Source organism: Microbacterium halophytorum, from assembly GCF_002970975.1.
Classification (GTDB): Bacteria; Actinomycetota; Actinomycetes; order Actinomycetales; family Microbacteriaceae; genus Microbacterium; species Microbacterium halophytorum.
On the sequence record NZ_PNFA01000012.1, the window covers coordinates 83,940 to 99,819 of the forward strand.

The window sequence follows — 15,880 nt, forward strand, 5'->3', positions numbered from 1 at the left end:
GCCGCTCACTCCGCCCGCTGGGCGCTGAACTCGACCGCCGTCGCCGAGCGCGCCGTGCCGAGGCGCGCGAACAGCTCGTCGAGCTCGTCGAGGCGCGGGTCGGTGCTCGCGTCGACCTCGGCCGCGGTCTCGACGTAGGCGTGCAGCCGGTGGGCCGGCACCACGATGTCGCGCAGGCCGCCGCCAGGGTCGTAGTGCTTCGACACGAGGACACCCTCGGCGGGGTTCCCGCCGTTCGCGAGCGCCGTGACGACGTCATCGGTGTGCCGCACCGACACCTGCAGCATCCCGTCGGTGCCCGCGACATCAATGGGCGAGCCCAGGCTGATCAGGGAGCGCACGTCGTACTCGCCCTCCGCCGCCATCCTGGCGCCCACCATGGCGCCCTGGCTGAACCCGATCTCGTGCACCGCCTCGCCGGGCCGGATGCCGGCGTCGGCCAGCGCCTGCTCGAGGCCGTTGTACGACGCCGAGCGGTGCCCGCGGTACAGCTCGACGTTCGAACCCCAGTCCCACGCGTCGTCGCCGTCGCCCTGTGTGCCGGCGAGGTAGACGACGTGCTCTCGCCCGCCGCCCGGCATCTCGTACGTCTCGACTCGGATGCGCGAATCGGTCTCGCCATCCGGAATGCGGGCCGCGGCCTCGCGCAGGCTGCCGGGCGCCGACGCGTCGGCTCGCAGCGCCATCGGCCGCACCGCTGCGGGGTCGCCCTTGCCCACGAGGCGCGCGGTCAGGGGAACCACGCCCAGGCCGAGCGCGGCGATGGAGGCGCCCACATCGCCGGCGAGCACCGACCCCGGGTCGGCGCTCGGCACACCCCACGGCGTCAGGGGCAGCCGGTCGACGGCGTCGCCCCACTCCTCGAACGCCCCGGCGTCGGGATCCGCGCGCCACGCGTTCCACCTCTCGTTCGCGCGCTCCATCGCGAGCGGGCTCTCGTGGGCGAGCTCGGCCCAGCGCGCCTCGATCCGCTCGGCCTCTCGCACGGAGGACGCGTCGCCGCGCGGTGCCAGGCGAGCGCCGCCGCCCGCGAGCGGCGCGTAGGCGATGAGGGGCGAGGCGATCATCATCCACCGGAACCGCAGCTCGATGAACTCGTACTCGTCGGCCGCCATGCGCAGGTCGTGTGCGACCTTCCCGACCCGACCGGCGGCGCGCAGCGCTTCGCGCTGCACGTCGAAAGCGCGCCCGTCGTGCATCGTCGGGTTCGCCGCGATGAAGACCGCGGCCTCCTGCGCCGTCGTCGACAGCTCCCGCAGGCGATCCGCCACGGCGTCGACGCGCGCGGCGGCCACCCGCAGCGACGTGGTGTCGACCGCCGTGACCGACCCGCTCGTGACCTCGATGCTCATCCGTCGCCCTCCTCGCCCGGCGCATTGTCGACCTGCCACTGCACGGCGTTCGCCACGTCGGCCGCGATCCCGCCCACCGCGGCCACCTGACCGACCGTCTCGCCGACCCGCACGAAGAACGCGCGCGCGGCGTCCGACTCCCAGTCGACGCTCACCCCGATGGCGCGCAGGTCGGCGGCGAGCGCCTCGCATTCCGCCGCGACGATGCGCATCCGGGTGATCGGGTAGTCGGAGACGAGAACGGGGGCGCTGAACGGCATACCCCAACATCGCCCGCCGTCCGCCCCGCGCGCGAGGAGCAGACGGCGCTGTGGAGGGCACCCGGCCGGATGCCCCACCTGTGAGCGAGGGCGGGGCCGCCACGTAGACTTCTCCGGACGGCAGACGGCCGCATCCGCCCCGACCAGGAGTCATCGTGAGCGCTTTCCCGACCCAGCCCCTGAGCCCCCTCGACGGCCGATACCAGGCCGCGGTCGCCCCTCTCGGCGAGTTCCTCTCGGAGGCCGGCCTGAACCGCGCCCGCGTCGAGGTGGAGGTCGAGTGGATCATCGCCATGACCGACCGCTCGCTGTTCGGCACGGCGCCCCTCGACGATGCGACCAAGGAGCGGCTCCGCGCCCTGTACACCGACTTCGACCAGGAGTCGATCGACTGGCTCGCCGCCAAGGAGGCCGTCACCCGCCACGACGTGAAGGCCGTCGAATACCTCGTGCGCGACCGCCTCGACCAGCTCGGTCTGAACGCGATCGCCGAGCTCACCCACTTCGGCTGCACGAGTGAGGACATCAACTCGCTGTCGTACGCCCTCACCGTCAAGCGCGCCGTCGAGCAGGTCTGGCTCCCCGCGCTGAAGGCGACGACCGACAAGCTCCGCGCCCTCGCGCTCGAGCTGGCAGACGCGCCCATGCTCTCGCGCACGCACGGTCAGCCGGCGACGCCGTCGACCATGGGCAAGGAACTGGGCGTGTTCGTCTGGCGCGTCGAGCGGGTCATCCGGCGCATCGAGAACGTCGAGTACCTCGGCAAGTTCTCGGGTGCGACCGGCACGTGGTCGGCCCACGTGGTCGCCGATCCGGGCGCCGACTGGCCGTCGATCGCGCGCGGGTTCGTCGAGGGTCTCGGCCTCGACTTCAACCCGATCACAACGCAGATCGAGTCGCACGACTGGCAGGTCGAGCTCTACGACGCAGCGAAGCACGCGGGCGGCATCCTGCACAACCTCGCACAGGACATCTGGACGTACATCTCACTGGGCTACTTCACGCAGATTCCGGTCGAGGGCGCCACCGGGTCGTCGACGATGCCGCACAAGATCAACCCGATCAAGTTCGAGAACGCCGAGGCGAACCTCGAGATCTCGGCCGGCGTCTTCGCGACCCTGGCCCAGACGCTCGTCACGTCGCGCCTGCAGCGCGACCTCACCGACTCGACGACGCAGCGCAACATCGGCGTCGCGTTCGGCCACTCCTTGCTCGCGCTGAACAACCTCGCGGGCGGGCTCGACCAGATCGCGCTGTCGCGCGAGACGCTGCTGGCCGACCTCGACGCCAACTGGGAGATCCTCGGCGAGGCGATCCAGACGGTCGTCCGCGCCGAGGTCGTCGCGGGCCGCAGCCAGATCAGCGACCCGTACGCGCTCCTGAAGGAGCTCACGCGCGGCCGCCGCGTCGGCGGCGCCGACCTCGCGGAGTTCGTCGAGGGCCTCGACATCGGCGCCGACGCCAAGGAGCGCCTGCTCGCGCTCACACCCGACGCCTACACGGGCCTCGCCGAGGGCCTGATCCGCGACCACATCTGACGCCGGCATCGGCCGCCGGTCCGAAGGGCGCTCGGCCCGGTCTCTCCGCCCGGGAACCGCGGCCGGCGTCATTCGAAGGGCCGGATGAGGCGCACCCCTCAGACCGCCGCGTACTCGCTCTCGGGGCGGCCCTTGCCGCCCCGGCGCGACGCCCGCTGCGCGAGGCGCTGGTCGACGAGGTGCTCGAGGTACCGCCGTGCCGTGACGCGCGAGAGCCCGAGCCTGTCGGCGACCTCGGTCGCCGACAGCGCGGCGCCCGACGCGAGCAGCGTGCGCACCGATTCGAGCGTCTGCTCGGACAGGCCCTTCGGCAGGCCGGCGGCGTTCGACGTGCGCAGCGCCGAGAACGCGGTGTCGACGTCCGACTGGCTGAGCGCCGACGCCGAACGGCTCATCCGCTCGGCATACGCCGCGTAGGCCTCGAGTTTCTCGGCGAAGGCCGCGAACGCGAACGGCTTGATCAGGTACTGCACGACGCCGACGGCGACGGCCCGGCGCACGGCGTCGAGGCCGCGCTCGGCGGTCACCGCGATGACGTCGACGACGAGCCCGGATGCGCGCAGTTCGCCGCAGAGGCTCAGCCCGTCGCCGTCGGGGAGCGTGAAGTCGAGCAGGAGCAGGCCGATGCGCTCGCCGCGCACGGCGGCGTCGCGGAGGAGGCGCCGCGCCTCGGCGGCCGTGCCCGCGATCCCGGCGAGTTCGAAGCCCGGCATGCGCTCGACGTAGGCCGCGTGCGCCTCCGCCGTGCGCGGGTCGTCCTCGACGACCAGGACCCGGATGCCCGCGCTCATGCGCCGCACCTCCCTGCGGCCGATGCGGCGTCGGCCCGCCCGCGCGGCGCCATCAGTCCGCTCCCCGCGGCAGGATGACCGTGAACTCCGCACCGCCGCCGGCGGCCTCGCCGACCTCGATGCCGCCGCCGAGCCGCGAAACCGTGCGCTCGACGAGCGCCAGGCCGTAGCCGTGGCGGCCGTCTCCGTCGCCCTTCGACGAGACGCCGCGCCGGAAGATGCGCTCCCGCTCGGCCGGAGGAACCCCGGCGCCGCTGTCGCTGACCTGGAACGTCAGCTCGCCCGCTTCGTCGGTCGCGAGGTAGGCCTCGACCCAGGGCGGCGTCCCCTCGCGCCGCGCGGCGGCCGCCGCATCGATCGCATTGTCGAGGAGGTTCCCGAGGATCGTGACGACGTCGCCCGCGTCGAGCCCCTGCGTTCCCGGTTCGAGGTGCGTCTCGAAGTGCATCTCGACTCCGAGCTCGTGCGCCTGCGCCGACTTGCCGAGCATCAGGGCCGCGATCACCGGCTGATCGGGCGCGCCGACGACCCGGTCCATGAGCCGCTGCCCCTCGCCGAGCCGATCGGTGGCGAGCTCGAGCGCCTCGTCGGTGCGGCCGAGCTCGATCAGCGACGCGATCGTGTGCAGCCGGTTGTCGGTCTCGTGCACCTGCGCGCGCAGGGCATCCGCGATCGTCCTGACGTCGGTCAGCTCGCGCTGCTCGTCGAAGGCGGCGCGCAGCTCGCCCGGCGCCCTGCTGTCGGTGACGCGATCGAGCCGCCGGAACATCGCGAACATCGCGACGATGCCCGAGGCGACGAAGAGGAGCGTCACCCCGCCGACGACGACGAGGCGCGAGACCTCGGCGGCCGAGACGTCGCGCAGCAGCACGCCCGCCGACACCAGCCCGACGACCTCTCCGCCTTCCACGACCGGCCCCGTCGTCCGCAGGGAGGCGCCGAGCGTGCCCTCGTAGACCTCGGTGACGGTCCTGCCCTCGAGCGCGGGTTCGATGGTCCCGACGAAGGGCCCCCCGATCTCGTCCGGGTCCGCGTGCGTGTACCGCGTGCGATCCGGATGCATGATCGTCACGTAGTCGACGTCTCCTGTCGCGATGATCTCCTCGACGTACGGCTGCAGCTGCGCGGACGCGTCGGCGACGATCGCCGACCGCGGCTCGATCCCTTCCGCCGTTCGTTCGTATGCGTCCGCGGCGGCCTCCCTCACGAACGGGTCGCGGTCGAGCGCGTCGACGAACGCATCGGTCGTCGCCTCCGCCTCGGCGCGCGCCGTCTGCCGCGCGTCGACCGCGAGGAGCGCCAGCACCGCCGCGCCCGCGGCGAGGAGGACGACGGTGTGCACCACCAGGTACGTGCGCGCGACGCTCCTGCGGCGAGGGGCGGTTCCGGATGGGCGGGCGGGCGGAGCCATGGCCCCCATTGTGCCCGCGCCGCCCGTGACCAATATGCACGCAACTCGGCGTTCACCCAGCCGACCGACGACTCTTGGTTGCTGGAGCCGACCCCGGTCGGCGCATGAGAACACCAGCGAAAGGAACCTCATGGCAAAGGCGCCATCCGCCCGCCGCAAGGGCGTCGGCAAAGAGCACTGGCTGTACATCGCCGTCATCATCGCCGTGATCGCCGGCGTGGCCGTCGGCCTGATCGCCCCCGAGTTCGGCGCATCGCTCGCGTGGATCGGCAAGGCCTTCGTCGGCCTGATCAAGATGATGATCGCCCCCGTGATCTTCTGCACGATCGTGCTGGGCATCGGGTCGATCGCGAAGGCGGCGACGGTCGGCAAGGTCGGCGGGCTCGCGCTGATCTACTTCCTCGCCATGTCGACCGTGGCCCTCATCATCGGCCTGATCGTCGGGAACATCATCCACCCGGGTGCCGGCCTCGACCTGTCGGACGCCCACTACGAGGTGGAGGGCTCCGGCGAGGGCGGCGGCACGACCGACTTCCTGATGAGCATCATCCCGACGACGCTGCTCTCGGCGCTCACGGGAGACTCGGTGCTGCAGGTGCTCTTCGTCGCGCTGCTGGTCGGCTTCGCGCTGCAGCAGATGGGATCGCGCGGCGAGCCGCTGCTCGACCTCATCGGGCTCATCCAGACCGTCGTCTTCCGCGTGCTGACGATGGTGCTGTGGATCGCGCCGATCGGCGCCTTCGGGGCGATCGCGGGCGTCGTGGGCGAAACCGGATGGGACGCCGTCGGGGCGCTCGCGATCCTGATGGGCGCGTTCTACGTCACGTGCGCCCTGTTCATCGGAGTCGTCCTCGCCGCCGTGCTGTGGTTCGTCGCGCGCATCAACATCTTCTCGCTGATGAAGTACCTCGCCCGCGAGTACCTGCTCATCGTGTCGACGTCGTCGAGCGAGTCGGCCCTCCCCCGCCTCATCGCGAAGATGGAGCACGTCGGCGTCTCGAAGCCCGTCGCGGGCATCACGGTGCCCACCGGTTATTCGTTCAACCTCGACGGCACGGCGATCTACCTCACGATGGCGTCGCTGTTCATCGCAACGGCGCTGGGCGACCCGCTGACGATCTCGGAGCAGATCGGCCTGCTGGTGTTCATGATCATCGCCTCCAAGGGCGCGGCCGGCGTCTCGGGCGCGGGCCTCGCGACCCTCGCGGGCGGCCTGCAGACGTACCGGCCCGACCTCGTCGACGGCGTCGGCATGATCACCGGAATCGACCGCTTCATGTCCGAGGCCCGCGCGCTCACGAACTTCACGGGCAACGCCGTCGCCGCCGTCGTGATCGGCACCTGGACCAAGGAGTTCGACCGCAGTCGCGCTCAGCGCGTGCTCGCCGGCGACGAGCCGTTCGACGAGCGGGTCATGGTCGACTTCGACCACGCCGCGGGCGGTCGCGCCGCCCGCGAGGAGGCCGCGACGAAGTAGCGCTCACCTCTTCGTATGACGCGGATTGCGGTCTCTGCGGACGGAAGCCGTGATCCGCGTCGCTCGGAGGGGCCGGATGGCGTGCGCCGGCGGGTCGCGGGCGCGTGCCCGGCAAGGCGGAAGAAGAGCGGGCCCCCCAGGCCAGCGACGATGGCAACGCCACAGGGTGCGTGCACCGGCGGGTCGCGGGTGCGTGCCCGGCAAGGCGGAAGAGGAGCGGGCCCCCAGGCCAGCGACGATGACAACGCCGCTGGGTGCGTGCCCGCGGCCCGCCGGTCAGTCTTCGTCGATGATGACGCCTTCTTCGAGGAGGGCCAGGTCGGCACGGGTGACGAGGTTCGACGACACGGCGTATTCGACGAGGCGGGCGCGGCGGTTCGTCGCGAGCTTGCCGGGGCCTCCCCGCAGCCCCTGCACGCCCATCCGGTCGAGCTTGTCGCAGACGTTGTCGAGCTTGCGGTTGAACTTGCTCATCGTCCAGCCGAGGCGCTCCGCCGCGAGCGTCGACGAGGGGAGCTCGCTCATGCTGACGCCGTCGCGGCGCAGCATCGGCTCGGCCAGCGCGACGATGAGCTGCTTCTGGAGCGGCGTGAAGCTGACGGGCATGACGGTCGCCTCGCCGCTCGTGGAGTTCTTGACCTGCGACGACACCGAGAACTGCGGCTCGGAGGCGTGCACGCCGATCTCATACGTCGTCGGCCCCGCCGTGAACACGATCGTCGACTGCTCGAACACGATCGGGATGTTGGCGCCGGGCGACAGCCACGACTGCACGGCGCCGCCGGCGCTCGAGACGGTGGCCGACAGGCGCGAGCCGACGTTCGCGAGCCACCACAGGCCGTCGCGGAAGCTCACCTCGAGGAAGACGCGGTGCAGGTACTGGTTGTCGTCGATCTCGAGGTCGGCCTCGCGCCCGATCGTGAAGGCGCTCCCCGGCTGGATCTCGAACCACTCGCCCGCGAACTCGAGGCGCAGCGGCCTCGCCCTGCCCGGCTCCGCCGGCACCGTCGACTGCTCGATCTCCCCGGTGTCTTGCGACATGGCTCCCCCTGGTTTCGTCTGCCCCCAGCCGCCGCGCACACAGGCTTCGCGCGCGACGCACGCGGACCAGTCTATTGGCGGTTCGCAGTATACTCGGACGCCGCGACCCGGGCCGAGCGGGCGCAGCCACCGGATGCGCACGTCGCCGCGCGGGAGACCGCCGCTGCGGCGCGGCGCGCGGCCTCCCGGGGAAGGCGGGAGCTCGCGCCCGACGGGCGGCTCAGGCCGATGGCGAACCGGCGTCGCCGCGCTCGCGGCCGCCGTCCTGATCGTCGCCCTCGCTGGCGGCGCCGGGGGCGTCATCCGGGTCGACGTGCTCGTCGTGACCGATCAGCACGGGGCCGTCGACGGTCTTCTCGACGTCAGCGGGATCGATCGCGAGGAGCAGCAGCGAGACGATGAGCAGGACCGCGATGAATGCGACACCGGCGACGACGCCCGCGATCGTCCAGACGCGCAGCTTCTCGTCACCGGGGATCGAGGTGAACGCGCCCATCGAGGTCGCCGTGATGATCCCGGCGAACGCCGCGCACACGAACGCGACGCCCAGCAGCTGGGCGGGGCGCATCAGGTCGCGGCGGCGGGTCTTATCGGTCACGCGGTGTCCTTCTCGTGGTCGGGGGCAGTCGGTGCCGGATCGGCGGCGGGCGCCGGCGACAGGCCGGCGATCGCGAGGTAGACGGCGATGATCGCGGCGTAGCCGCCGAACAGCCCCACCATGATGATCTGGCCCGAAAGGTTGAACGTCTGGCCGGCCTCTTCGATGTAGTAGTCGAGGCTGTACGCCGGCGGCACGAAGGCGATGAGCACGCCCAGCAGGAGCGTGAGCGCGCCGATGACGATGCCATCTCGCGCCACGACGCGATCGCGGCCCGCTCTGCGATCGGCGAGCCCGAAGCACAGCTCGGCGATGCCCGTCGCCGCCGCCCACGCGAGGAGCACGACGAACAGCAGCAGGACCGAGCGGGCCGGCTGGATCGCCGTCACCATGCCCGCGACGAGGTCGAACGCGGCGAGCACCAGGAAGCCGGGCCTGCGGGTGCGGTCGTTCACGAGGAACGCGGCGAGGCCGAGCACGAGCGCCGAGGTGACGGCGAAGCCCGAGAACACCGTGAGGCCGACGAGGTACGACTTGTCGGAGGAGAACGTGATCATCGCGGCTGCGGCGGCGGCGATGAGCGCGCGCACCAGCTGGACGTTCCGCGTCGTGAACGGCGCGGCGGCTGCGGATGACATGGGACGACCTCGAGAGTCCGGCGAAGTGAGTACCGCCATCCTAGTGATCGCACCTGAGCGAATCCGGATGCCGCGAGCCGCTCCCGAGCCGCATCGCGCGGATACCTCCCGCCGCTAATGTTGTGTGTCACCACCACGAGAGGGAGTGCCATGTCGGTTGGTCTGCTGGCGGTCGTCGACGACATCCTGAGCGCCGCGCTGAAGGCGTCGTCCAAGGCGGCGGGCGTCGTGATCGATGACGCCGCTGTCACACCGCAGTACGTCGCGGGCCTGCGCCCGGCGCGCGAGCTGCCGGTGATCGGCTGGATCACGGTCGGGTCCCTCGTGAACAAGTTCGTCATCATCATCCCGATCGCCCTCCTCCTGACGGCGTTCGCCCCCGGTGTGCTGCCGTACCTGCTGATCGCCGGCGGAACCTACCTCTGCTTCGAGGGCGCCGAGAAGGTGCTCGAGTGGTTCGGCATGCACCACGGGCACGAGAAGGAGAGCGCGCGCAACGAGAAGCAGCTGATCTTCGGCGCCGTGCGCACCGACCTCATCCTGTCGACGGAGATCATGCTCATCTCGCTCGCCGGGCTCGACGCGGGCATGGGCATCTGGGGCACCGTCGCGGCCCTCGCGGTGATCGCGCTCCTGATGACGGGCGTCGTGTACGGCGCCGTCGCGCTGCTCGTGAAGATCGACGACGTCGGGGCCGCCCTCGCCGAGAACGAGGGCTCGCGCTGGAGCGGATTCGGCGACTCCCTCGTGCGCGCGATGCCCGGCGTCTTCCGCACCATCAGCGTCATCGGCACGATCGCGATGCTGTGGGTCGGCGGCCACCTGCTGCTCGCCAACCTCGGCGAGGTCGGCCTGGTGTTCTTCTCCGACCTGCTGCACGGCGTGCACCACGCCCTCGAGCCGGCCGGAGCCGTCGTCGCCTGGGCGGGCGAGACGGTCGTCTCGGCGCTCGCCGGCCTCGCCTGGGGCCTCGTGATCGTCGCCGTCGTGCTGCTGATCGGCCGGATGATCGGCAAGCGCCCCTCGTTCACAGAGGGCGGCGAGAGCCCGGCACAGGTGCACTGACACCGAGCCACTACCTCCTCAGCGAAGTCCTCCGTCGGCGCCACCATGGCGCTCACGGAGGTTTTTGCTATTCAGTGTTGCCAAGTACCGGTACTCAGTGTTACTTTGTAGTGGTAGTCAGCGATACAGAGTAGAGAGGGAGGTGATCGCAATGGCGAATCAGATGACCGAGATGCTGAAGGGCTCGCTCGAAGGCATCGTGCTCGCGATCCTGGCCGATCGCGCCGCGTACGGATACGAGATCACGGCGCGGCTGCGGGACCAGGGGTTCGCGGACATCGCGGAGGGCACCGTCTACGCATTGCTCGTCAGGATCGAGCAGAAGGGCCTCGTGGACGTGGAGAAGGTCCCGTCCGAGAAGGGCCCGCCCCGCAAGGTCTACTCGATGAACCGGGCAGGTCGAGCCCAGCTCACCGAGTTCTGGAAGACGTGGACCTTCCTGGCGGAGCGTATCGAACAGCTCCGCCGCACCGACAACGACGACAACGGCACGACCGACGAAGGGAACTGATCATGGCCGCGAAGTGGATTGAGACGATCACCGGATCGCTCGAGCAGAAGAAGCAGTACAAGCAGGACAGGGCGCGCATGGAGGCTCTTCCCGAGCCCTACCGCACCGCCGCGGCCGCGATGAACCGGTACTTCATGTACTACGGCGGCTTCACCGACGGCGACACGCTGGCGCAGATGTTCACCGACCTGGTGGACCTGTGGGAGCGCGCGTCCGTCGACGGGACCCCTGTGCAGGACATCGTCGGCGACGACCCGGTGGAGTTCACCGAGACGTTCGCCCGTGCCTACCAGGGCAGGGAATGGATCGACAAGGAGCGCGCACGCCTGAACAAGGCGTTCGACGAGGCCATCGGAAAGGACAAGCGATCATGACGAGCGCAGCGATCCGGGTGCGCGGCATCCGGAAGTCGTTCGGAGAGCTCGATGTGCTCCGCGGCGTCGAATTCGAGGTCGCCCCCGGCAGCATCTTCGCCCTGCTCGGCTCCAACGGCGCCGGCAAGACGACGATCGTGCGCATCCTCTCGACGCTCCTGAAGGCGGATGCCGGAACGGCATCCGTGAACGGCTTCGACACGGCATCCGCCGCGAACGATGTGCGCGAGTCGATCAGCCTCACGGGGCAGTTCGCCGCGGTCGACGAGGTCCTGACGGGGCGCGAGAACCTCGTTCTCATCGCCCAGCTGCGCCACCTGAAGCACCCGGGGAGGATCGCGGACGACCTGCTCGCCCGGTTCTCACTGACGGATGCCGGCGGCCGCAAGGCCGGCGAGTACTCCGGCGGCATGCGACGCCGGCTCGACATCGCGATGAGCCTCGTGGGGAACCCGCCCGTGATCTTCCTCGACGAACCGACCACGGGCCTCGACCCGCAGTCGCGCATCGAGGTCTGGGACACGGTGCGGAAGCTCGCGAAGAACGGCACCACGGTGCTGCTCACGACGCAGTACCTCGATGAGGCGGAGCAGCTCGCCGACCGCATCGCCATCCTGCACGAGGGCACCATCATCCAGAACGGCACCCTCGACGAGTTGAAGCGGCTGCTGCCGGCGGCGAAGGTCGAGTACGTCGAGAAGCAGCCGACCCTCGAAGAGGTCTTCCTCGCACTCGTGGGCCCCGACACCAGCAAGGAGGACGCATCATGACCTCGCACGCCCTCGCGGACACCGGTGTGCTCACCGGCCGCTCGCTGCGGCACATCCTGCGCAGCCCCGACACGATCATCACGACCGCGGTCACCCCGATCGCCCTGATGCTGATCTTCGTCTACGTCTTCGGCGGGGCGATCGACACCGGCTCCGACGGGTCGTACATCGACTACATGCTCCCGGGCATCCTGCTGATCACGATCGCATCCGGAATCGCATACACGGCGTACCGGCTGTTCCTCGACATGCAGGGCGGCATCTTCGAGCGGTTCCAGTCGATGCCGATCGGTCGCTCCAGTGTGCTGTGGGCGCACGTGCTCACGTCGCTGGTGTCGAACGTCGTGTCGCTCGCGATCGTCGTCGGCGTCGCGCTGCTGATGGGCTTCCGCACCGGGGCCTCCATCGGCGCCTGGCTGGCCGTCGCCGGCATCCTGATCATGTTCACGCTGGCCCTCACCTGGGTGGCCGTGATCGCCGGCCTCTCGGCCAAGACCGTGGACGGCGCGAGCGCGTTCAGCTACCCGCTGATCTTCCTGCCGTTCATCAGCTCGGCATTCGTGCCGACCGACACGATGCCGGGGCCTGTCGCCTGGTTCGCGGAGCACCAGCCGGTCACCTCGATCGTCAACACCGTCCGGGCGCTGTTCGCGGGGCAGCCCGTCGGAACCGACATCTGGGTCGCGATGGCTTGGCTCGTCGGCATCCTGGCGGCGGCGTACATCGGCGCGATCGCTGTCTACCGCAAGAGGCTGCGCTGAGGTGCGGGCTGTCCAGCCCACACGGGCAGGGCGATGCGCCGCCGGGTTCGGCACCCGGCGACGCATCGCCGTGCCCGGCGAGGGCCGGGGTGCTCAGCGCTCCGCGATCTCGTGCGGCCGTGCGACGCTCCCCGGTCAGACCGGCTCGTCGTCTCCGAAGCCCGCGGGGGCCATGTCGGCGAAGCGGGAGTAGTGCCCCTGGAAGGCCACCTCGATGTCGGCGGTCGGGCCGTTGCGGTGCTTGGCGACGATCAGGTCGGCCTCGCCGGGGCGGGCCTCCTTGTCGTACACCGAGTCTCGGTGCAGCAAGATGACCATGTCGGCGTCCTGCTCGATCGAACCGGACTCGCGCAGGTCGCTGACCTGCGGGCGCTTGTCGGTGCGCTGCTCGGCGCCACGGTTCAGCTGCGAGAGCGCGATGACCGGCACCTGCAGCTCCTTCGCGAGGAGCTTCAGGGCGCGCGAGAACTCGCTGACCTCCTGCTGGCGCGACTCGACCCGCTTGCCGCTCGTCATCAGCTGCAGGTAGTCGATGACGACCATTTTGAGGCCGACGCGCTGCTTCAGGCGGCGGCACTTGGCACGGATCTCGACGAGGGTCATGTTCGGGCTGTCGTCGATGTACAGCGGCGCCTCGTTGATCCGGCCGCGCGTCTGGGCCAGCTTCGTCCAGTCGCGCGAGTCGAGCGTGCCCTTGCGGAGGTTCTGCAGCGGGACCGCACCCTCGGCGCTGAGGAGGCGCATCGCGATCTCGCTGCGCCCCATCTCGAGCGAGAAGAAGATCGTCGGCTGGTCGTTCTTGATCGCAGCCGAGCGCGCAAAGTCGAGCGCGAGGGTCGACTTGCCCATGGCGGGGCGGGCCGCGACGACGATCATCTGCCCGCCGTGCAGACCGTTCGTGACCCGGTCGAGCTCGGTGAACCCGGTCGGCACGCCCGTCATCTGGCCGTCGCTGCCGCGCGCAGCCTCGATCTCCTCGACCGCGGCGTCGACGGCGATGGTGAGGGGGACGTAGTCCTCGGACTGCTCGCCGCCCGTGACGCCGTAGATCTCGGCCTGCGACGCGTTCACGAGCTCGGTCGCGTCACCCTGGCCCTGGTAGCCCATCTGCACGATGCGTGTGCCGGCCTCGACGAGGCGGCGGAGCATCGCCTTCTCCTGCACGATGCCGGCGTAGTATCCCGCGTTCGCGGCGGTCGGCACGATCGACGTGAGCGTGTGCAGGTAGTCGGCACCACCGGCGCGCTGGAGGTTGCCCGTCTTGATGAGCTCGTCCGTCACCGCGACGACGTCGGTCGGCTCGCCCTGCGAGTAGAGCGACAGGATCGCGTCGAAGATCAGCTCGTGCTTGGGAACGTAGAAGTCGACGCCGTGGAGCGTCTCGATGACGTCGGCGACCGCGTCCTTCGACAGCATCATGCCGCCGAGCGCGCTCTGCTCCGCGAGGAGGTCGTGCGGCGGGGTGCGCTCCGACTCGTACGACCGACCGAGGCGTTCCTCCGAAATGTCAGCGATCGACACGCAGCCCTCCCAGCTCATTGCTGCCACGAGTATCGCGGCACTGACATCGGATCACGGACCTCAGACATCGCCCACGCGCCTGACCCGGCGCGGCCGTCGAACGTCCGCGTGAACACGCTACGAGCGCGTGCGCCCAGCCGCAATTCCCCCTGTGGATAACTGTGTGGAGAGTCTGGGCAAAACGCCGACATGCATGTGGACGGAGCCTGTGGAGAACGGTCGACCTGACGCCGAAGTCAAGGTTTTTTCTGACCTCTGACCTGGGGTTCCACTCCCTCACACCCTGTGGAACGGGTGTGATTAAAGACACGCTTGAAGGTTGACAAGACGCGCAGAACTCTCCACAAGCCGGTGGAGCAGCGGTATTCCGAGCCGACTCCCCCGCCCACCCCGGGCAGCCGCATCCGGGCACCTGGCCGCGCCCCCGGGCAACCGGTCCCCGACGCCGCGCGGGCACGCAGAACGGCGCGGGTCCGACGGATCGGACCCGCGCCGTTCTGTGCGCGCGAGGCGCCTTACTTCTTGAGGGCGACGACCTGCAGGGGGATCGTCGCGACGACGTCGTCGAGCAGGCGCACGACGGCCTCGTGGTTGCCGACCGACTTGATCGGCGACGGGATGGTGATCTTGCGCTTGTCCAGCTCACCCAGGCCCGCATCGGCGACGGCCTTTGCGATGTCCGCAGGGCGCACCGAACCGAACAGGCGGCCCTCGCCACCGGCCTTGACGGCGAGCTTGACCTTGCCGGCCTCGAGCTTCGCCTTGAGGTCGGCGGCCTCGTCGTGGGTCGCGATGGCGCGAGCCTCGCGGGCCGCGCGAATCGACGCGACCTGCTTCTCGCCGCCGCGCGTCCAGGCCACGGCGTAGCCCTGGGGGATGAGGTAGTTGCGGGCGTACCCGGCCTTGACCTCGATGACGTCGCCGGCGCTGCCCAGGCCGTCGACCTCGTTCGTGAGAATCAGCTTCGACATGGGTGCTCCTTACCGGCCAGCGCCGGAGTAGGGCAGGAGAGCCATCTCGCGCGCGTTCTTGATCGCCTTGGCGATCAGACGCTGCTCCTGCACGGACACACCGGTGATGCGACGGGCGCGGATCTTGCCGCGCTCCGAGATGAACTTGCGAAGGGTCGCGACATCCTTGTAGTCAATGACGCCGACCCGGATGGACTTCGCGGGGGCGGCGTTCTTCGCGCCCTTCCGCGGCTTGCGGCGGTCGCCGCTCGACTTTCCAGCCATGGTTTCCTCTGTCTGAGTAAGTGAATTAGAAGGGGGTGTCGTCGCTGAACGACCCCGGGGTGCTCCACGCGTCGCCGCCCGACTGCGATCCGGGCGTCGACCACGGCTCGCTGCTCGGGGCCTGCTGGCCCCCGACGGCCTGGCGCGACTGCCCGCCGCTGCCACCCTGAGTGCGGGTGACCTGAGCGGTGGCGTAGCGCAGCGACGGCCCGATCTCATCGATCTCGAGCTCGATCGTCGTGCGCTTCTCGCCTTCGCGCGTCTCGTAGGAGCGCTGACGCAGACGACCCTGTGCGACGACGCGCATGCCCTTCGTCAGCGAACCGGCAACGTGCTCGGCGTAGTCACGCCACACGCTCGCCCGCAGGAAGAGTGCCTCGCCGTCCTTCCACTCCCCCGACGCGCGGTCGAAGTTCCGCGGTGTCGAAGCGATCGTGAAGTTTGCGACCGGGATGCCGTTCTGCGTGTAGCGCAGCTCCGGGTCCGCGGTCAGGTTGCCCACGACGGTGATTACGGTTTCGCCTGCCATCGGATGAC

18 protein-coding genes are annotated in these 15,880 nt (G+C 70.1%); 7 read left to right on the top strand and 11 right to left on the bottom strand.

Annotation, left to right across the window (positions count from 1 at the left end):
• Positions 1–5 precede the first annotated feature (5 nt).
• Both C0010_RS11625 and C0010_RS15025 read right to left on the bottom strand, forming a co-directional pair.
• Positions 6–1,352, bottom strand: coding sequence for a hypothetical protein (locus tag C0010_RS11625; RefSeq protein WP_105567253.1), 1,347 nt, complete (start codon positions 1,350–1,352; stop codon positions 6–8).
• Complete coding sequence (locus tag C0010_RS15025; RefSeq protein ID WP_158685486.1) at positions 1,349–1,612, bottom strand: hypothetical protein; 264 nt, start codon at positions 1,610–1,612, stop codon at positions 1,349–1,351. The genes C0010_RS11625 and C0010_RS15025 overlap by 4 nt, the downstream gene beginning before the upstream one ends.
• 155 nt (positions 1,613–1,767) lie before the next feature.
• On the opposite strand from C0010_RS15025, the gene purB reads away from it, so the two are divergent.
• Positions 1,768–3,150 carry an adenylosuccinate lyase gene (purB, locus tag C0010_RS11635; RefSeq protein WP_105567254.1) on the top strand — a complete coding sequence of 461 codons (1,383 nt, stop codon included), beginning with the start codon at positions 1,768–1,770 and terminating at the stop codon, positions 3,148–3,150.
• Positions 3,151–3,248: 98 nt separating this feature from the next.
• Here the strand turns inward: purB and C0010_RS11640 are convergent, their stop codons facing one another.
• Positions 3,249–3,941 (bottom strand): response regulator, encoded by a 693-nt coding sequence (locus tag C0010_RS11640; RefSeq protein ID WP_105567255.1) that lies wholly within the window; start codon positions 3,939–3,941, stop codon positions 3,249–3,251.
• A gap of 52 nt (positions 3,942–3,993) precedes the next feature.
• A complete protein-coding gene (locus C0010_RS15030; RefSeq protein ID WP_158685487.1) occupies positions 3,994–5,352 on the bottom strand; it encodes a sensor histidine kinase in 1,359 nt (452 codons plus the stop codon).
• Between the two features lie 130 nt (positions 5,353–5,482).
• Between C0010_RS15030 and C0010_RS11655 the strand changes: the two genes are divergently transcribed.
• Positions 5,483–6,829 carry a cation:dicarboxylate symporter family transporter gene (locus C0010_RS11655; protein WP_105567256.1) on the top strand — a complete coding sequence of 449 codons (1,347 nt, stop codon included), beginning with the start codon at positions 5,483–5,485 and terminating at the stop codon, positions 6,827–6,829.
• 276 nt (positions 6,830–7,105) lie between these two features.
• On the opposite strand, the gene C0010_RS11660 is transcribed toward C0010_RS11655, so the two are convergent.
• The 3 genes from C0010_RS11660 to C0010_RS11670 all read right to left on the bottom strand — a co-directional run bounded on the left by C0010_RS11660 (position 7,106) and on the right by C0010_RS11670 (position 9,106).
• Complete coding sequence (locus C0010_RS11660) at positions 7,106–7,870, bottom strand: FHA domain-containing protein (protein WP_232531929.1); 765 nt, start codon at positions 7,868–7,870, stop codon at positions 7,106–7,108.
• A gap of 220 nt (positions 7,871–8,090) precedes the next feature.
• Positions 8,091–8,468 (bottom strand): amino acid transporter, encoded by a 378-nt coding sequence (locus C0010_RS11665; RefSeq protein ID WP_198410820.1) that lies wholly within the window; start codon positions 8,466–8,468, stop codon positions 8,091–8,093.
• Entirely contained in the window at positions 8,465–9,106 is a 642-nt protein-coding gene (locus C0010_RS11670; RefSeq protein WP_105567257.1) for an acyl-CoA synthetase, read from the bottom strand. Before C0010_RS11670 ends, C0010_RS11665 begins: the two co-directional genes overlap by 4 nt.
• A gap of 150 nt (positions 9,107–9,256) precedes the next feature.
• Here C0010_RS11670 and C0010_RS11675 point away from each other — a divergent pair, with 150 nt between their 5' ends.
• The 5 genes from C0010_RS11675 (at position 9,257) to C0010_RS11695 (ending at position 12,587) form a co-directional block, all read left to right on the top strand.
• Positions 9,257–10,171: a DUF808 domain-containing protein gene (locus tag C0010_RS11675; protein ID WP_105567258.1), complete on the top strand. Its 915-nt coding sequence runs from the start codon at positions 9,257–9,259 to the stop codon at positions 10,169–10,171.
• Positions 10,172–10,322: 151 nt separating this feature from the next.
• Positions 10,323–10,682 (top strand): PadR family transcriptional regulator, encoded by a 360-nt coding sequence (locus C0010_RS11680; RefSeq protein WP_105567260.1) that lies wholly within the window; start codon positions 10,323–10,325, stop codon positions 10,680–10,682.
• Between the two features lie 2 nt (positions 10,683–10,684).
• Positions 10,685–11,056 (top strand): DUF1048 domain-containing protein, encoded by a 372-nt coding sequence (locus C0010_RS11685; protein ID WP_105567261.1) that lies wholly within the window; start codon positions 10,685–10,687, stop codon positions 11,054–11,056.
• On the top strand, positions 11,053–11,826 hold the full coding sequence (locus C0010_RS11690) for an ABC transporter ATP-binding protein (protein ID WP_105567262.1): 774 nt from the start codon (positions 11,053–11,055) through the stop codon (positions 11,824–11,826). The genes C0010_RS11685 and C0010_RS11690 overlap by 4 nt, the downstream gene beginning before the upstream one ends.
• Positions 11,823–12,587 (top strand): ABC transporter permease, encoded by a 765-nt coding sequence (locus C0010_RS11695; RefSeq protein WP_105567263.1) that lies wholly within the window; start codon positions 11,823–11,825, stop codon positions 12,585–12,587. Before C0010_RS11690 ends, C0010_RS11695 begins: the two co-directional genes overlap by 4 nt.
• A 135-nt stretch (positions 12,588–12,722) precedes the next feature.
• Here C0010_RS11695 and dnaB read toward each other — a convergent pair whose 3' ends face one another.
• The 4 genes from dnaB to C0010_RS11715 form a co-directional block, all read right to left on the bottom strand.
• Entirely contained in the window at positions 12,723–14,108 is a 1,386-nt protein-coding gene (dnaB, locus tag C0010_RS11700) for a replicative DNA helicase (RefSeq protein ID WP_232531930.1), read from the bottom strand.
• A 515-nt stretch (positions 14,109–14,623) separates the two neighbouring features.
• Positions 14,624–15,079, bottom strand: coding sequence for a 50S ribosomal protein L9 (rplI, locus tag C0010_RS11705; protein WP_105567265.1), 456 nt, complete (start codon positions 15,077–15,079; stop codon positions 14,624–14,626).
• A gap of 9 nt (positions 15,080–15,088) precedes the next feature.
• Positions 15,089–15,343 carry a 30S ribosomal protein S18 gene (gene rpsR, locus C0010_RS11710; RefSeq protein WP_087053732.1) on the bottom strand — a complete coding sequence of 85 codons (255 nt, stop codon included), beginning with the start codon at positions 15,341–15,343 and terminating at the stop codon, positions 15,089–15,091.
• 25 nt (positions 15,344–15,368) lie between these two features.
• On the bottom strand, positions 15,369–15,872 hold the full coding sequence (locus C0010_RS11715; RefSeq protein WP_105567266.1) for a single-stranded DNA-binding protein: 504 nt from the start codon (positions 15,870–15,872) through the stop codon (positions 15,369–15,371).
• Positions 15,873–15,880: the final 8 nt, after the last annotated feature.

What these genes read in the sequence shown, in the direction of transcription:
- C0010_RS11625 (WP_105567253.1), bottom strand. Translation starts at nt 1,352, where the DNA reads ATGAGCATCGAGGTCACGAGCGGGTCGGTCACGGCGGTCGACACCACG.
- C0010_RS15025 (WP_158685486.1), bottom strand. Translation starts at nt 1,612, where the DNA reads ATGCCGTTCAGCGCCCCCGTTCTCGTCTCCGACTACCCGATCACCCGG.
- C0010_RS11640 (WP_105567255.1), bottom strand. Translation starts at nt 3,941, where the DNA reads ATGAGCGCGGGCATCCGGGTCCTGGTCGTCGAGGACGACCCGCGCACG.
- C0010_RS15030 (WP_158685487.1), bottom strand. Translation starts at nt 5,352, where the DNA reads ATGGCTCCGCCCGCCCGCCCATCCGGAACCGCCCCTCGCCGCAGGAGC.
- C0010_RS11655 (WP_105567256.1), top strand. Translation starts at nt 5,483, where the DNA reads ATGGCAAAGGCGCCATCCGCCCGCCGCAAGGGCGTCGGCAAAGAGCAC.
- C0010_RS11660 (WP_232531929.1), bottom strand. Translation starts at nt 7,870, where the DNA reads ATGTCGCAAGACACCGGGGAGATCGAGCAGTCGACGGTGCCGGCGGAG.
- C0010_RS11670 (WP_105567257.1), bottom strand. Translation starts at nt 9,106, where the DNA reads ATGTCATCCGCAGCCGCCGCGCCGTTCACGACGCGGAACGTCCAGCTG.
- C0010_RS11675 (WP_105567258.1), top strand. Translation starts at nt 9,257, where the DNA reads ATGTCGGTTGGTCTGCTGGCGGTCGTCGACGACATCCTGAGCGCCGCG.
- C0010_RS11680 (WP_105567260.1), top strand. Translation starts at nt 10,323, where the DNA reads ATGGCGAATCAGATGACCGAGATGCTGAAGGGCTCGCTCGAAGGCATC.
- C0010_RS11685 (WP_105567261.1), top strand. Translation starts at nt 10,685, where the DNA reads ATGGCCGCGAAGTGGATTGAGACGATCACCGGATCGCTCGAGCAGAAG.
- C0010_RS11690 (WP_105567262.1), top strand. Translation starts at nt 11,053, where the DNA reads ATGACGAGCGCAGCGATCCGGGTGCGCGGCATCCGGAAGTCGTTCGGA.
- C0010_RS11695 (WP_105567263.1), top strand. Translation starts at nt 11,823, where the DNA reads ATGACCTCGCACGCCCTCGCGGACACCGGTGTGCTCACCGGCCGCTCG.
- rplI (WP_105567265.1), bottom strand. Translation starts at nt 15,079, where the DNA reads ATGTCGAAGCTGATTCTCACGAACGAGGTCGACGGCCTGGGCAGCGCC.
- rpsR (WP_087053732.1), bottom strand. Translation starts at nt 15,343, where the DNA reads ATGGCTGGAAAGTCGAGCGGCGACCGCCGCAAGCCGCGGAAGGGCGCG.
- C0010_RS11715 (WP_105567266.1), bottom strand. Translation starts at nt 15,872, where the DNA reads ATGGCAGGCGAAACCGTAATCACCGTCGTGGGCAACCTGACCGCGGAC.